We start from the raw sequence: 14,324 nt of genomic DNA, 5'->3' as shown, positions 1-14,324 counted from the left end.
CTATCGTTTGTGCAGTTGGCAGACCGCACTTTCATTATAGCAAAGGGAGTTTCTTTATCACTTTCATCGCCATAGGCTTTTTGGAACCACTCGCCTAGCGAGTGGTTTTCTTTATACAAAAAGACAGGCTCGGCTTACAGCCGAGCCTGTCTTTTTATCCGCCTGTGATCCAGTGCTGGAAGCCCTCCCACAGCTCAATGGCCTTGAACTTCACCACATACCCCTCGTCCTCTCCGGTGATGAGGGACACCTGGTCCTGGGTAAAGCCGTCGCTGAGGGCGGTCTGGGCCGCCGTCTCACTGACCGAACCCAGGCACAAGGGGGGAAAGACCACGCACCACCAGTTCTGACCGGCGCCTTCGCCGATCACCACCCGCAGGGCGGTATACTCTCCGGCGGGCAGGGCAAAATCTGTGTACTGCTTGGTGGGAAACCAGTAGTTGTCCTCCAGGGAGACCGTCACCGGATACTGATACCCCTCCTCCGCCACCTGATCTGCTCCGGCAGCTGCTATGTCGGCCAAATGTTCTGTCAGAACCTCTCTGGTCTCTTCCAAGGTGGCCCCAGGCACAAAGTAATCCGACGCCGCGCCTAGTACCCGGTCCCGCACCTTCAGCTTCAGGGCCTGGTCAGCCTCCGAGTCGGAGTTAGCCAGCACATGGAGCCGGATCACCTGATCGGACAGGGCCGCCTGACTCCGATCCAGCCAGACCCCTGCCAGAGCCGCAATGGCCACACCCAGCAAAAGAGCCAATTCCCAGCGCCGCAGGGTCTTGCTCTGTTTCATAAAAAATCACCGTCCACATTGGTTTGTCTCCATTGTGGACGGTGATTTTTGATTTTATACCTGTTCCAGCAGATTTTCCACGGTCTGGGCCAAAAATGTCTCTTGGTACTGCTCCTTCAGCGCGTCAAAAGCACTTTTAGCCCGTTCCTCGTGGTCAAAAAGTCCAAATACAGTGGGACCGGTGCCGCTCATGGAGGCGCCAAGGGCGCCGTGCTGGATCATCACATTTTTAATGGCGTCAATTTCCTGGGCACGGCGGCTGGGCAGAGCGTCCTCAAAGACGTTATACATCCGCCGGGCCACCCCGGGCAGATCACCGCTCTTCAGCGCCGCAATCAACCCGGCCGTATCGGGCCGCCGGCGAATCCGGCAGCCGTCCAGCGTACGGAACAGCTCCGGCGTGGACACTGAGAAAGCGGGCTTGCACAGCACCACCAGACAGGACGGCAGAGGGGGCAGATCGGTGAGTATCTCCCCCCTGCCCTCAGCTAGGGCGGTGGTTCCCCGGACGCAGTAGGGCACATCAGAGCCCACCAGGGCTCCGATCTCCTCCAGCCGCTCCCAGGACAGGCCCAGGCCCAGCAGCTTGTTCAGCCCCCGGAGCACAGCAGCGGCGTCGGCACTGCCGCCCGCCAGGCCGGCACACACCGGGATGGTCTTGTCCAGCCGGATGGACAGCCCGCCGTGGTCCACCCCCGCCGCTTCGCACAGCCGCAGGGCGGCGGCGGCAGCCAGATTGTGTTCGTTGGCAGGCAAAAAGCCCAGATTGCTCTCCATCCGCAGGGGCTGCCCGGTGCCGGTCTCCAGGCGCAGGGTATCGGTCACCCCCACCGTCTGCATCACCATCCGCATATCGTGGTAGCCGTCAGGCCGCTTTCCCAGCACATCCAGGGACAGATTCAGTTTGGCGTAGGCCTTGACCTCCAGGACTGCCATGAGACTCCTCCTTATCGGATCTTGCGCGCCTCCAGATAAAAGCGCTTGTCATGGGCCTCGCCCATAGAGAAGGTCTTGCGGGGCAGGGCCCCGTCGTGGATCACAGTGGGGAACAGCTGGTCCTTCCCCATGGCAGGCAGCAGGAAGGCCAGGTTGCCCGGCCGGGCCGCCAGGGTACGGGCCACATCAGCCCCGTGGATGTAGTCGATCCGTCCGCCCTGTTCCTTCACATAGGTATCCAGGAAGGGCTGAAGGGTGCCCACCTCCATCTGCGCGGTGGGGTTGGGCACGGTGACTGCGCCCTGCCCGCCTGCGTGGACATAGCGGAGGACATGGCCCTCCCCCTCACCCCGGAAAGCGCCGGGGAAGTTCTTTACCAGTGCATCCACCACCTGCTCCGGCTCTACGCCGAAGAGCACCCGGTGGATGGCCTCAAATTCCAGGGCTGGATCGTGGAGGTTCACCAGTTCGCACAGGGCGAAGCGGGCAGGCAGACGGCTCCACTGCTCTTTGGGAGTCAGTCGTTTCTGACGCTCATAGCACTCCTTGGCCGTGGCCAGGGAGTGGTTGCCGTCTCCCACGGCAAAGGCCATGACCTCCTCTGTGCCGTATTTGGCCCGGAAGGCGGCGGGATCAGCCAGGGCCGACAGTGCGTCGGCCACCAGGGCCATACTCTCTTCATCCAGCAGCCAGCCGGTGATGTGTCCCCCACGCTCCATCAGGTCAAAGTCATACACCTTCTGCATTCTGTCTTTCCGCTGGGCCAGAGGTTCAATGACCGTTTTCTGGGGATCGTCGGTCAGCAGCATAACGTGGGGTAGCTCCAGGGGGGCGTTCTTCCGCACCGCCACCCGGGGCGGAATACGGGACATGACGGTGCCCTCGGTAGCCCGGACGGCGGCGCCGGAGCCGGGCTCATAGTCGTACTGCTCCAGATCCACCATGCCCACCAGGCCCCGGCGCACCTTCAGGTTATCCAGCCGCCGCTCCACATAGATGAGGGCGTTGGGGAACTCCTGAAAGCGCTCCTCCCGCAGGTAGCGGGTCATGGTATTGTTGACTTCCATAATATCGGTCTCTACATTGGGACCGTCCAGGCAGCTCTCCGGCAGGATGAGCCGCAGGGCGGAGGGGGCGGAGCCCACATACTCCTCCACCCGCTGCCAGTAGTCCGGCTGGGAGGTATACTGATCGCAGGCCACCACCGACCACTTGCAGTATTCGCAGTCCCGGGGCAGCAGGATGTCGGCCGGTCGGAAGGCCAGTCCCTCAAATTGCCGCAGCATATTGCTCACTCACTTCCAGACATGAAGTTTGGGTGGTACTCAGTCCATCGCGTTCCGGATGGCGGCCAGCAGATCGGGGAATTCCTCGTAGGCGGGCAGCTCCGGATGATCGGCCTTGATCTGGTCGGTGCTCTTGAAGAGGAAGCCCGCCTTGCTGGCCTGGATCATGCCCAGGTCGTTGAAACTGTCCCCAGCGGCGATAGTGTCGTAGCCAATGGACTGGAGGGCCTTCACCGTGGTCAGCTTGGACTGGGGGCAGCGCATCTGGAAGCCGGTGATGGTTCCGTCAGCGGCCACCTCCAGCGTGTTGCACATCAGGGTGGGCCAGCCCAGCTTCTTCATCAGGGGCTGTGCAAACTGTTCAAAGGTATCGCTGAGGATGATCACCTGGCTGAAGGAGCGCAGCTCATCCATAAATTCCTTGGCCCCGGGCAGGGGATCAATGGTGGCAATGGTGTCCTGGATCTCCTTCAGGCCCAGTCCATGCTCTTTCAGAATATTCAGACGGAACTGCATCAGCTTGTTGTAGTCAGGTTCGTCCCGGGTGGTGCGGCGCAGCTCCGGGATACCAGTGGCCTCGGAAAAGGCGATCCAGATCTCAGGGACCAGAACGCCCTCCATATCCAGACAGGTGATGTACATATCCTCTCCTCCTTTTCTTATTCCTGCTCTCTGGCCTGCTTTTTCTTCAGGTTGGTCAGGAAGTTGTCCATACGCGTCAGGGCCTCGGCAATATCCTTCATGGAGGTGGCGTAGCAGCAGCGGACGAAGCCCTCGCCGCCGGGGCCGAAGGCGGAACCGGCGATAACGGCCACCTTCTCCTCCATCAGGAAGCGCTCACAGAACTCATCGGAGCTCAGACCGGTGCCCCGGATGTCGGGGAACACATAGAAGGCCCCTCTGGGCTCAAAGCAGGGCAGGCCAATGCGGCGCAGACCCTCCACCAGATAGCGGCGGCGGCCGTCGTACTCGTCCCGCATATGCTCGATGTCGCCGTCGCCGTTGCGCATGGCCTCAATGGCGGCGTACTGGCTGACGGTGGGGGCGGACATGATGCCGAACTGGTGGAGTTTCAGCATCTGCTTGATAACCGGGGCGGGCCCGCAGACGTAGCCCATTCGCCAGCCGGTCATGGCATGGCTCTTGGAGAAGCCGTTGACCACGATGGTGCGGTCGTACATATCAGGCAAGTTGGCCATGGAGACATGGTGCTGGCCATAGGTCAGCTCGGCGTAGATCTCGTCGGAGAGCACCATGATGTTGGTGCCCCGCAGCACCTCGGCAATGGCCTCCAGGTCCTCCCGGCCCATAATGCCGCCGGTGGGGTTGGATGGGAAGGGCAGCACCAGCACTTTGGTGCGGGGGGTAATGGCGGCCTTCAGCTGCTCGGGGGTGAGGCGGAACTCGTTCTCTGCCTTCAGCTCCACATACACCGGGGTACCGCCGGCCATGGAGGCCAGGGGCCCGTAGCACACGAAAGAGGGCACAGGCACGATGACCTCATCGCCGGGGTTAAGCAGGCATCGCAGAGTCAGGTCAATGGCCTCGCTGCCGCCTACGGTAACCACGATCTGGTCGGCAAAATTGTAGTGCAGGTCGAACCGGCGGGCCAGATAGGCAGCAATCTCCCGCCGCAGCTCCGCCATACCGGCGTTGCCGGTATACTTGGTAAATCCCTTCTCCAGGGAGTAGATGCCGGCGTCCCGGATGTGCCAGGGGGTAACGAAATCTGGCTCACCGATACCCAGGGAGATGGCGTCCTTCATCTCCTCCAGAATGTCAAAAAAGCGCCGGATGCCGGAGGGCTTCACATCCTGGATGCGCTTACACAGTATCTCGTCGTAGTTCATGAGAAAATCCACTCCTTCGGCTGCTTCTCCTGCTTTTCAAAGATCAGGTGCTTTTCCTTGTATTTATGCAGGATAAAGTGAGTGGCGGTGCCGGTCACGTCCTCCAGGGTGGACAGGCGCTCCCCCACGAACTGGGCCACTTCCTTCAGGGTGCGGCCGGAGATGATGACGGTCAGGTCAAAGGCGCCGCTCATCAGGTAGACGCTCTCCACCTCATCGTACTGGTAGATCCGTTCGGCCACCCGGTCAAAACCCTCGCCCCGCTGAGGGGTCACCTTGACCTCGATGAGGGCTGTGACTGCCTCCCGGTTGGTACGGTCCCAGTCCACGATGGCCTTGTAGCCCAAAATGATTTTTTCCTCCTCGTACCGCTTGATCTCCGCCTTCACGTCCTCCACGGACATATTGGCCATAGATGCCAGCTGCTCGGGGGTCAGAGTGCAGTCTTGTTCCAAAAGCTGGAGCAATTTCATGGCTGTGCTCCCTCCTTCTTAAAATCAGCAATTCATACAGGTCTGTAAAAGGCCTATTATATGATATTATATACGGACGGTTCTGGAAATACAAGAGCACAGATGGAAACTTCGCGGGCCGTCTGTCTTCCATTTCCATGCAAAAAGACAGCCCCGGGGCAAAAAGCCCCGGGGCCTTATGCGCTTGTTACAGCACTCCCTTGCGGACGTTGACCACAAAGTCCTGCACGTTGGTGACGATGGTACGGACCGACAGACTGCCCCGGTCCCGCAGCTTGTTCACCGCGAACTCGGAGATGTCCACCGAGTAGAAATACACCGGGCGCACCACCCCGTCCACCACCCGGTAGGAGGGAGTCATGTTGCCGGTGGCCACCGTATGGAGGGTGGAGGCCATACAGATCACGGTGGTGGCGTTTCTTACCAGAGCCCGCATGGCGTCCTGGCCCTCATACACATTGCCGTACACCTCGGGCAGGGGGCCGTCGTCCCGGACGGAGCCCACCAGTACGAAGGGCACGTTGTGGTTGACGCACTCGTAGATGATGCCGTCTCTCACCTTGCCGGAATGGACGAAGGCGGCGGTGGACCCCGCCAGCCGGACAGCGTTGATGGTGTCAATGTGGTTGTAGTGGCCGTTGGGCATACTCTTCTGGGTGTAAATGTCCTGGCCCAGGGCAGTGCGGAGATAGCCCGCCTCCAGATCGTGGGTAGCCAGGGCGTTGCCCGCCAGCAGGCCGTGGACATAGCCACCCCGCACCAGAGCGGCAAAGGCGTCCCGGGCGTCGTGGTCAAAGGCACAGGCGGGGCCCATGACCCACAGGATACGCCCGTGGTCCTTCTCATGGCGGAGCAGTTCATAGATGGAGTCGTAATCCATGGAGTAGGCGGTCTCCCTGGAGCGGCCCTGACGGAAGGAGAAGGTCTCCTGCTCCCCTTTTTCCGTCTCAAAGCCATCGGCGTAGATATAGATGCCCTCCGAGGCATCCTCCGTCCGGCCTACTACCACCGGCTCGCCCTCTTTCAGGTTGCGGAACTCTACCACGGCAATCTTGCCATCCCGCAGGACGGCCACGCAGTCCATGCGGCTCTCCTCGGCCAGCAGCCAGTCTCCGTTGACTTTGAAGTATTCCGGGAAAATACTGGTGGCGTGGTAGCCTTCGGGCGCCACACCGTCCCGGGGGGCGGGGTGGAAGGTTACGCTGGGGGCGTTCTGGAACATAGGCTGGGTAAAATCAGGGGCATGATACTCAGGCAGTACAAAGCTCATGGGAATCAGAACTCCTTTCCGTCGTTTTGTCACCTCCATTGTATCATGACGGCCCCAAATCCGCAATCTGTTCTTCAGAGATCCTTTTTCATCCGGTTTATTGCACTTTTTTCCAATCTGGACACCTGTGCCTGGGAGATACCCACCTCGGCGGACACCTCCATCTGGGTCTTGCCCTCAAAAAAGCGCATCCGCAGAATCCGCTTCTCCCGGTCGGTGAGCCGCTCCATGGCCTCCTTCAGGGCGATGTGCTCCAGCCAGCTCTCATCGGTGTTTTTGGAGTCCTTGACCTGGTCCATAACACAGATGGTATCTCCCCCGTGCTCGTACACCGGCTCGTAGAGGGACACCGGGTCCACGATGGCGTCCAGGGCAAAGACCACGTCCTCCCGCTTCAGCTCCAGCATCTTGGCGATCTCCTCCATGCTGGGCTCCCGCTGGTGCTCGTTCATGAACTTCTCTTTGGCCTGGAGTACCCGGTAGGCGGTGTCCCGCATGGACCGGGACACCCGGAGAGAGGAGTTGTCCCGGAGGTAGCGGCGGATTTCCCCAACAATCATCGGCACGATACTACCGTTAGGGAAAATCGTCTATGACTCCGCTCCGTGCTGCAAAAAGGTGTAGTAGATCTCCACTTTGGGCCCCTCCACCACGATGCGCTCCACGCAGTCCCGGATCACCGCCTGCCGCTCCTCCGGGGTGAGATTTGGCCAGCTGTCCTTGATGCCCGCCGCCTGCTCCCGCAGGTCCTCCAGCCGGGCGGCCCGGCGGCAGGTGGCCTGCTCGGTCTCATAGTCCTGCCGCAGAATCTCCAGTTGCCGGCGCACCTCCCGCACCTCGTCCAGTAGCACCGGGTCCTCCCCCTCAGCAAAGAGCTGATAGAGCCGCCTCAGCTTGCTCTCCAGCTTGTCCATCTCCCCCTCCAGTTGAGTCAGGGGATCGGGGACGGAGTCAACCTCCTCCCCCAGCCGGGCGGACACCTGGAACAGATCGTGAAGCACCTGCTCCTCCAGTTCCTCCGCCCACACCGCCTCAGCCTGGCAGTTGTCGCCCTTTTTCATGTGGGGCTTGGAGGGGTCCCGGCCATAGCAGCGCAGCTTATAGCCGTTCTTACCCCAGCGGATGTACCGCATCCGGGCCCCGCAGGCGCCGCAGTACACCAGTCCGGTGAGCAGGTGACCCCCTCCGGCGGCCCGGTGCTTGGTAGCCCGCTCCTTCATCCGGTCCTGAACCAGATAAAATAGTTCCTCGGGCACGATAGGTTGGTGAAGGCCCTGGTACTCCTCCCCCTTGTAGGAGATGAGGCCGATGTTGCTCTTGCGGGTGAGGATCTGGGTCACCAGCTTGTCGTATTTCAGCCCCATTCTATTTGCGATCCGCTGGGCGGACCACCCCTTCAGATAGAGCTCGTACATCTGCCGCACCCGGGGGGCGTCAGCGTTGGGTACCAGGATGCCGGTGCTCCGGTCGTAGTCGTAGCCAAAAGGCACCCCGCCGCCCCCCATCCAGTAACCTTGCCGCACCCGCTCCACCATGCCCATCCGGGTACGCAGGTAGATGTTTTCCCTCTCCAGCTGGGCAAAGGCGGACAGAATACCGATCATGGCCCGCCCGTATGGGGTGGAGGTGTCAATGCTCTCATTGAGAGAGATAAAATCCACCCCATGGGGAAGAAATACGTCCTCAATGAGGTAGAGGGTATCTTTCTGGCTTCTGGACAGCCGGTCCAGCTTGAACACCACCACCGTGGCCACCTGCCCGCCCCGAGCGTCGGCGATGAGCCTGGTCATCTCCGGCCGGTCCAGATTGCTGCCGCTGTAGCCGCCGTCGGTGTAACAGCGGTAGTTGTCCCACCCCATGGCCTTGCAGTAGGCCTCCAGCCGCTCGGTCTGGGCCTGGATGGAGTAGCCCTCCTCCGCCTGGGCCTCGGTGGACACCCGGATATAGAGGGCCCGCAGGGGCTGGTTTTCCATCAATTCCGTCATGTTTCTCTCCTGATGCTGTGTCATGGGGTCCATTGTACCGGATCGTCCCTATCCGCCGCAATTCCTTTTTCTGCCATTACCGTTTTCGTCCTCTGGCCCGGGCCTGCCGCAGCAGACGGACCAGCACCGGATTTTCCACCTGCTGGGGCGGCAAATCCTTGCCGGACACCGGCTTTCCGTTGATATAGCGCCGTATCTCCATGAAATCGCCTCCGCTCTCAGTGTGCCCGGTTTTGCCCGAAGGCAGACAAAAGGACCTTCCGTTTTCACAGCAGGTCCTTCCATCAATATCTTCCGCAGACGGGGCAGCCCGTGCCCCGCTCCACCGGCACACGGTCCAGCTCCAGCCGCCTGCCGTCGTAGAGCAACATTTCTCCCGGGATGGGATTGTGCCCCAGCAGCATCTGGAGGGCAACGGTAGCCATCAGGGAGGCCACCGCTCCGGTAACTGCCCCCAGGGCCTGACCACCCTCCTCCGGCGTAGTCCCGGCATAGCAGCAGGCCAGGCAGGGAGTTTTCCCAAACTCCACCGCCATCACCGAGCCGTACCAGCCCTCTACCCCGCCGTTGACCAACGGAATGTTCTTCTGAGCGCAGGCGGCATTGAGGGCAAGCCGGGCGGGCAGGTTGTCCACCGCCGCCACTGCCAGTTGGCAGTCTGCCAGCAGCTCCATTCCAGTTTTCTCGTCCAGCCAGGCCTCCACCCCCTCCACCCGCAGGTCCGGGTTGAAGGCGGACAGCCGCCGGGCGGCCACTGCCGCCTTGGGGCGGCCCAGATCGGCCTGGTCAAAGAGGAACTGCCGGTTCAGGTTGCTGAGGGAGACGGTGTCCCCGTCCACCACCACCAGCCGGCCCACGCCGGCACCGGCCAGGGCATAGAGCAGCGGGCCCCCCAGCCCCCCGGCTCCCACCACCAGCACCGAGGAGGCGGCCAGCTTGTGCTGGCCCTCTTCCCCGATCTCCGGGATGGCCAGCTGCCGTCGGTATCGCTCCAGTTCCACAGCACCCTCCTAACCGCCCCCGCACACGGGGATAAACTCCACCACGCTATCCGGCCTCGTGGGGGTGCGGAAGCCCTTCTCCGCCCCGGCGGAGCGTTTGTCCACAATGATGTGGCTCCGCTTGGCCAGCCAGTAAGCCTCAACCCCGCGGCGCTTCTTGATCTGATCCAGCAGCCGGGACACATTGGTCCCGTCCATTGGTTCCTCCCGGCAGCCGGTGAGGTCGGCCAACCGGCCGTGATAGCGCACCAACGCCATATTATCCCCCCTCCGGCAGGGGGATGCCCAGGTGTTTCAGCCGCTTGGCGGTGGGCACACCGTGGGAATCCCAGCCCCGGACCCTGTAGTACACCGGCAGCATCTTATCCAGAGGCACCACCGTGTCCGGCCGGTCCGGGTCCTGGGGCGTTTTAGTGAGCCGTCCGGGCAGGGCGTCGTCCGCCGCCGTCAGACCCTCCCGCAGGTTGTACAGCCGCTCCACATTGTAGCTGCGCTCCCCTACAGTAAAGAATTTTCCGATGGTCATGGGCAGGCCGGTGACCAGAGAGATGGACTTGCTGTGGGGCACCAGCATACAGTTGATGGGCATGATCCAGGGCATGAACTTCCAGATTTGCCCCAGCAGGGGCCGGGCGGACAGCATCACCTTGCCCGCCGCCCGACAGGCAAAGCTGGCAGGTCCAAATTTGAACAGGATACCGGGGATCATGGCCTGCATGGTAAACAGGCAGAACCCGGCGGCGGAGGCCGCCTCCATACCGTTCTGGAAGAACACCGTCAGCTCCGGCTTGCCCTTGGGGGTCTGGGCGTCCATGCTGATAACACCCACCGACTCCAGAAGGGCCAGATAGCCGCCGTTCAGGTGGCAGCCGCCCCGGTTGGCGGTGGCGTAGCCCAGACCCATACCCACGCTTTTCCGGGGTTCATAGGCGGCCAGCTCCAGCCCCTTGGCGTGGATGGCAAAGTCGGCGCCGCCGTACTTCTCGCTCAAGGCCTTGCTGCCGATGGACAGTTCTCCGGCGGGACCCCGGCGGTAGGCCACGTCCTCCACCACCCGGGGCAAGTCCTCGGGCTGGCCCGGCTTCAGGCCGAAGTCTCCCATCCCCTTCTCCTGGAGCTCCATGGCAAAGGCGATGGTGCCCGCCAGGGAGATGGTGTCCATGCCCAGCAGGTCGCACTTATAGTTCAGCTCATTGATGAGATCCAGGTCCCGGTTCTCCAGGTTGGGTCCAAAGAGGCCCAGGGTCTCGTACTCCGGCCCCTTGACCTCCTTGCCTTTTACCTTCACCCGCCGCTCGCAGCGGATGGGGCAGCTGACGCAGCTGCTGTTGCGGGTGAGCTTGGTATCCGCCAGGGTCTCGCCGCTGACCTCCTCGTAGTGCTCGTACCGGCCCCGGGTAAAGTTGTGGGTGGGCAACACACTGGAGGCGTTGGCCTTGCTCACCAGACCCGCCGAGCCGTATCGAGGCAGACTGTCCCCCGTCATGGGGTGCTTTTTCAGCAGCTTGACCCACTTGCGGGTGTGGGCCTCGAAGCCCTCGGGATTGGCCTTCACCACCTCACGGGTGCCGTAAGCAATGACCGCTTTCAGATTCTTGCTGCCCATGACCGCCCCGGCCCCGCAGCGCCCGGCCACTCGCTCGCCGCTGGCGGCGCAGGCAAAGCGTACCCCGTTCTCTCCGGCTGGGCCGATGACCAGCTTGCCGTACCGCTCCGGCAGTTCTTCCTGGGTGCGCTCAGTGTCCAGGCCCTGGAGTTGGGGGCAGGTCTCAATGCGGATCTTGCCGTCCTCCACCACCACCATGCTCAGCTCCGGGGCCTTTCCGCACAGAATGAGTCCGTCAAAGCCCGCCTTCTTCAGCAGCATCCCAAAGGGTCCGCCGCAGTTGGAGGAGGCGATACCGCCGGTGAGAACGTTTTTAAAGGTCATGTTGAACCGGCTGGAGCTGGGGGCGCCGGTGTCGTTCATGGGTCCGGTGTTGACGATGAGCACCGCCTCCGGGCTGAGGGGGTCCAACCCCGCCGGGGTCAGATCGGTGAGCAGCCGGGCCCCCAGGGCCTTGCCACCCAGATATTGCTCAAACAGCCTGGCAGAGATGGTACACTTCCGCCACCGGCCGTTTGTCAGGTCCACTTGGGCATAGACCGGAAGGATCATGCTCCCACCCCTTCCTTCATGGTGATGGCCCCAATGCCGCAGGCCCGGGCACACAGACCGCAGCCCACGCATTTGTCCGGAGCGCTCAGCTGGGCGAATACCTCCAGATCCCCCTTCTGCCGGGGCAGGCTGATGGACAGGCAGGAGAAGCCGCAGGCAAGCACACACATGGAGCAGGCGGTACACAGCTTGGTGTCGATGACCGGTCTGGGCCACTTTTCTTTGGGTACTTTATGGCTGTAGAGGCCGGGCAGGGGCCCCTCGATGGCCCCTCTCGGGCACACCCGGCCGCACACCCCGCACTGGGTACAGCGGACGGGATCGATGGTATGTACCTGCTTGACCGCTCCGGTGATGGCCCCCACCGGGCAGTTTTTGGCGCACAGAGTACAGCCCACACAGTTTTCTGTGATCTGGTACGGCATCCAGACCCCTCCTTCACGCATCATAGAAAAGCCCGCCCCGCAGCCGGGGCGGGCTTGACTGCCTGAACTCAGGCCTCTTCCTTGGCGCACACCGCCTCCATCAGCTTGCGGGCGTGCTCCCGGGTGAAGTACCGGGGCACCGGATAGGTGCCGTGGCACTCCTGGAAGGCCATGTCGATAACCTCCTCGATGGCGGAGGCGGGGAACTTTTCAAACCGGGTGGGAATGCCCATCTGCCGGTTGAGCTTGTAGAGCAGCTTTACGAAGCGGGTGGCTTTGATCTGGTCGCTGTCTCCCGGCATCCCCAGCTTGAGCATCCGTCCCAGCTCGGCAAAGCGCTTATAACACACCGGCAGGTAATAGCGCATGATATGGGGCAGCAGCACCGCATTGGCCAGGCCGTGGGGCACGCCGAACTTGCCGCCGATGGTGTGGGCAAAGGCATGGACGTAGCCCACATAGGTACGGGTAAAGGCCATACCTGCGAAGAAGGAGGCGGTGAGCAGGGCCTCCCGGCCCTCCAGATCGGTCGGGTCCTCCTGCACCTTGGGCAGGTACTGGAAGATGAGCCGGACGGCAATACGGGCCTGGCGGTCAGTTTCCTCGTCGGCGTAGCCCGCCACATAGGCCTCCAGGGCGTGGGTCAGGGCATCCAGAGCGGTGTGGGCGGTGGTGTGCTTAGGCAGGCCCACCGTCAGCTCCGGGTCCAGAATGGCGAACATGGGCACCAGCTTGGGGTCCAGCAGCTGCTTTTTGCTGTGGGTGGCGGAGTCCGAGATGATGGCAGCCACGGTGGTCTCGCTGCCGGTACCGGCGGTGGTGGGCACCGCGATGAGGGGCAGGGGCCGGCGGCGCACCTTCAGCATCCCGGCCAGGGCCTCGGCACTGGTATGGTTGGCCACGGCGGCAGCCACCGCCTTGGCAGTGTCCATCACCGATCCGCCGCCTACTGCCACCACGGCGTCGCAACCGGAGCTGGCCTTTTTGGCCTCAGCCACAATGGCAAAGGTGGGATCGGGCTGAACCCCGTCATACACAACATGGTCTACGCCCGCGCTCCGGATGCTCTCTTCGATCCCATCCAGCAGGCCGGACTGGTGGAGGAAGGAATCAGTGATCACCAGGGTCTTCTTGGCGCCTAGCATTTTCAGCAGGCGGCCTGCCTCTTTGGCACGGCCCGGCCCAATGTAGGTCACAGGGGTAGGTTTGCTGACGATTTTGATGACCGGTTTACGCACGGCCACGCTCAGCTTTGACATGGTGGTATTCATAAGATCCTCTCCTCCTGACCGCCCGCGGTCCGCGGTTTGTTTTCTTTATTTTACCACCAACCTACTCAAGAATCAAGATTCTGAAACCTGGAGTTTGAATTCAAGTATTTCTATTTCCCCAAAATGCCTATCATCGGCACGCCATAGGTGGAAAAACGCACGTCCAGATCGATGTTGAAATTATCAATGGCTTTAATGAGGCCAATGCACCCTACCTGAAACAGATCGTCGGCGTTCTCACCCCGGCCGGAAAACTTCTGAATCACCGACAGCACCAGCCGCAGGTTGCCTGCGATAAGCTGTTCCCGGGCCTCCATGTCCCCCTGCTTCACCCGCCGGAGCAGTTCCATGGTCTCCTCGTTTTTCAGTACCTTCAGCTTTGCCGTGTTGACGCCGCAGATCTCAACCTTTCCCTGCATGGCCCCTGCCTCCTTCTCTGTGTCTGTGTTCAGTATGTCCCCGGCGGTCCCTTTCATACGGCGACCCCTGCGGCAATCTTTTTTATCGTGGGACCGCTTTCGATGGACTTCGGTGACTCTTGTACTCTGACCTTATTTCCGCTATACTGAATAAAAAGAAGGATCAGGTCAGACAGGAGGATCTCTATGCTCACACCCATTTTGGACAGCAGTGCTTCCATGCCCTTATACGAACAGCTCTACCGCCACATTCGGGGGGAGATCGAGGCCGGGCGCTTGGCTGCCGGGGAGCGGCTGCCCTCCAAGCGGGCCCTGGCCGCCCACCTGAAAATCAGCGTGGTAACGGTGGAGGGAGCCTATAATCAGCTGCTGGCGGAGGGTTACCTCCGCTCCCAGCCCAAGCGGGGGTTCTTTGTGCAAGCAGCGGAGGCGGCCCCCGCCAGAACCTCCCCCGGCCCTCTGC

15 protein-coding genes and 2 pseudogenes are annotated in these 14,324 nt (G+C 61.8%); 1 reads left to right on the top strand and 16 read right to left on the bottom strand.

What is annotated here, in order from left to right; genetic code table 11:
• Nucleotides 1–154: 154 nt before the first annotated feature.
• From spoIIR to B5E56_RS13870, 16 genes and pseudogenes are all read right to left on the bottom strand, one after another.
• Nucleotides 155–787: a stage II sporulation protein R gene (spoIIR, locus tag B5E56_RS13940; RefSeq protein WP_087271178.1), complete on the bottom strand. Its 633-nt coding sequence runs from the start codon at nt 785–787 to the stop codon at nt 155–157.
• Between the two features lie 54 nt (nt 788–841).
• The gene (gene ispE, locus B5E56_RS13935) at nt 842–1,723 is read right to left on the bottom strand and encodes a 4-(cytidine 5'-diphospho)-2-C-methyl-D-erythritol kinase (RefSeq protein ID WP_087391264.1); all 882 of its coding nucleotides are present in this window, start codon (nt 1,721–1,723) and stop codon (nt 842–844) included.
• A gap of 11 nt (nt 1,724–1,734) precedes the next feature.
• Nucleotides 1,735–3,009 carry a DUF1015 domain-containing protein gene (locus tag B5E56_RS13930; RefSeq protein WP_087391261.1) on the bottom strand — a complete coding sequence of 425 codons (1,275 nt, stop codon included), beginning with the start codon at nt 3,007–3,009 and terminating at the stop codon, nt 1,735–1,737.
• 39 nt (nt 3,010–3,048) lie between these two features.
• Nucleotides 3,049–3,651, bottom strand: coding sequence for a bifunctional phosphoserine phosphatase/homoserine phosphotransferase ThrH (gene thrH / locus B5E56_RS13925; RefSeq protein WP_087391258.1), 603 nt, complete (start codon nt 3,649–3,651; stop codon nt 3,049–3,051).
• A gap of 17 nt (nt 3,652–3,668) precedes the next feature.
• Nucleotides 3,669–4,859: a pyridoxal phosphate-dependent aminotransferase gene (locus B5E56_RS13920; RefSeq protein ID WP_087331248.1), complete on the bottom strand. Its 1,191-nt coding sequence runs from the start codon at nt 4,857–4,859 to the stop codon at nt 3,669–3,671.
• Nucleotides 4,856–5,332, bottom strand: a complete 477-nt coding sequence (locus tag B5E56_RS13915; protein WP_087271162.1) for an Lrp/AsnC family transcriptional regulator — start codon at nt 5,330–5,332, stop codon at nt 4,856–4,858. The genes B5E56_RS13920 and B5E56_RS13915 overlap by 4 nt, the downstream gene beginning before the upstream one ends.
• A gap of 187 nt (nt 5,333–5,519) precedes the next feature.
• Nucleotides 5,520–6,602, bottom strand: coding sequence for a hypothetical protein (locus B5E56_RS13910; RefSeq protein WP_087391256.1), 1,083 nt, complete (start codon nt 6,600–6,602; stop codon nt 5,520–5,522).
• A 74-nt stretch (nt 6,603–6,676) separates the two neighbouring features.
• Nucleotides 6,677–7,168, bottom strand: a pseudogene (locus tag B5E56_RS13905) (sigma-70 family RNA polymerase sigma factor); the annotation flags it as partial.
• Between the two features lie 24 nt (nt 7,169–7,192).
• Entirely contained in the window at nt 7,193–8,587 is a 1,395-nt protein-coding gene (locus tag B5E56_RS13900) for a recombinase family protein (protein ID WP_158098740.1), read from the bottom strand.
• Between the two features lie 76 nt (nt 8,588–8,663).
• Nucleotides 8,664–8,789 carry a hypothetical protein gene (locus tag B5E56_RS15030; protein WP_275532738.1) on the bottom strand — a complete coding sequence of 42 codons (126 nt, stop codon included), beginning with the start codon at nt 8,787–8,789 and terminating at the stop codon, nt 8,664–8,666.
• Between the two features lie 82 nt (nt 8,790–8,871).
• Nucleotides 8,872–9,588 carry a HesA/MoeB/ThiF family protein gene (locus tag B5E56_RS13895; RefSeq protein ID WP_087391250.1) on the bottom strand — a complete coding sequence of 239 codons (717 nt, stop codon included), beginning with the start codon at nt 9,586–9,588 and terminating at the stop codon, nt 8,872–8,874.
• A 9-nt stretch (nt 9,589–9,597) separates the two neighbouring features.
• Complete coding sequence (locus tag B5E56_RS13890) at nt 9,598–9,846, bottom strand: MoaD/ThiS family protein (protein ID WP_087391246.1); 249 nt, start codon at nt 9,844–9,846, stop codon at nt 9,598–9,600.
• Between the two features lies 1 nt (nt 9,847).
• Entirely contained in the window at nt 9,848–11,746 is a 1,899-nt protein-coding gene (locus B5E56_RS13885; protein ID WP_087391243.1) for an aldehyde ferredoxin oxidoreductase family protein, read from the bottom strand.
• Complete coding sequence (locus B5E56_RS13880; protein WP_087391241.1) at nt 11,743–12,171, bottom strand: 4Fe-4S binding protein; 429 nt, start codon at nt 12,169–12,171, stop codon at nt 11,743–11,745. Before B5E56_RS13880 ends, B5E56_RS13885 begins: the two co-directional genes overlap by 4 nt.
• Before the next feature lie 68 nt (nt 12,172–12,239).
• The gene (locus tag B5E56_RS13875) at nt 12,240–13,442 is read right to left on the bottom strand and encodes an iron-containing alcohol dehydrogenase (protein WP_087391238.1); all 1,203 of its coding nucleotides are present in this window, start codon (nt 13,440–13,442) and stop codon (nt 12,240–12,242) included.
• 113 nt (nt 13,443–13,555) lie between these two features.
• Nucleotides 13,556–13,861 (bottom strand): annotated as a pseudogene (locus B5E56_RS13870) (sigma-70 family RNA polymerase sigma factor); the annotation flags it as partial.
• A gap of 186 nt (nt 13,862–14,047) precedes the next feature.
• On the opposite strand from B5E56_RS13870, the gene B5E56_RS13865 reads away from it, so the two are divergent.
• Nucleotides 14,048–14,324 (top strand): GntR family transcriptional regulator (locus B5E56_RS13865; protein ID WP_143383189.1); only part of this gene is annotated, 277 nt, incomplete at its 3' end.

Origin of the sequence: Flavonifractor sp. An112, assembly GCF_002161085.1 — a bacterium.
Classification (GTDB): Bacteria; Bacillota; Clostridia; order Oscillospirales; family Oscillospiraceae; genus Flavonifractor; species Flavonifractor avicola.
This window is presented reverse-complemented; position numbering and strand designations above follow the sequence as displayed.

Excerpts from the sequence above, each read along its gene's own strand:
- B5E56_RS13875 (WP_087391238.1), bottom strand. The coding sequence starts at position 13,442 with ATGAATACCACCATGTCAAAGCTGAGCGTGGCCGTGCGTAAACCGGTC.
- B5E56_RS13900 (WP_158098740.1), bottom strand. The coding sequence starts at position 8,587 with ATGACGGAATTGATGGAAAACCAGCCCCTGCGGGCCCTCTATATCCGG.
- B5E56_RS13885 (WP_087391243.1), bottom strand. The coding sequence starts at position 11,746 with ATGATCCTTCCGGTCTATGCCCAAGTGGACCTGACAAACGGCCGGTGG.
- thrH (WP_087391258.1), bottom strand. The coding sequence starts at position 3,651 with ATGTACATCACCTGTCTGGATATGGAGGGCGTTCTGGTCCCTGAGATC.
- B5E56_RS13880 (WP_087391241.1), bottom strand. The coding sequence starts at position 12,171 with ATGCCGTACCAGATCACAGAAAACTGTGTGGGCTGTACTCTGTGCGCC.
- spoIIR (WP_087271178.1), bottom strand. The coding sequence starts at position 787 with ATGAAACAGAGCAAGACCCTGCGGCGCTGGGAATTGGCTCTTTTGCTG.
- B5E56_RS13930 (WP_087391261.1), bottom strand. The coding sequence starts at position 3,009 with ATGCTGCGGCAATTTGAGGGACTGGCCTTCCGACCGGCCGACATCCTG.
- B5E56_RS13915 (WP_087271162.1), bottom strand. The coding sequence starts at position 5,332 with ATGAAATTGCTCCAGCTTTTGGAACAAGACTGCACTCTGACCCCCGAG.
- B5E56_RS13920 (WP_087331248.1), bottom strand. The coding sequence starts at position 4,859 with ATGAACTACGACGAGATACTGTGTAAGCGCATCCAGGATGTGAAGCCC.
- ispE (WP_087391264.1), bottom strand. The coding sequence starts at position 1,723 with ATGGCAGTCCTGGAGGTCAAGGCCTACGCCAAACTGAATCTGTCCCTG.
- B5E56_RS13910 (WP_087391256.1), bottom strand. The coding sequence starts at position 6,602 with ATGAGCTTTGTACTGCCTGAGTATCATGCCCCTGATTTTACCCAGCCT.
- B5E56_RS15030 (WP_275532738.1), bottom strand. The coding sequence starts at position 8,789 with ATGGAGATACGGCGCTATATCAACGGAAAGCCGGTGTCCGGCAAGGAT.
- B5E56_RS13890 (WP_087391246.1), bottom strand. The coding sequence starts at position 9,846 with ATGGCGTTGGTGCGCTATCACGGCCGGTTGGCCGACCTCACCGGCTGC.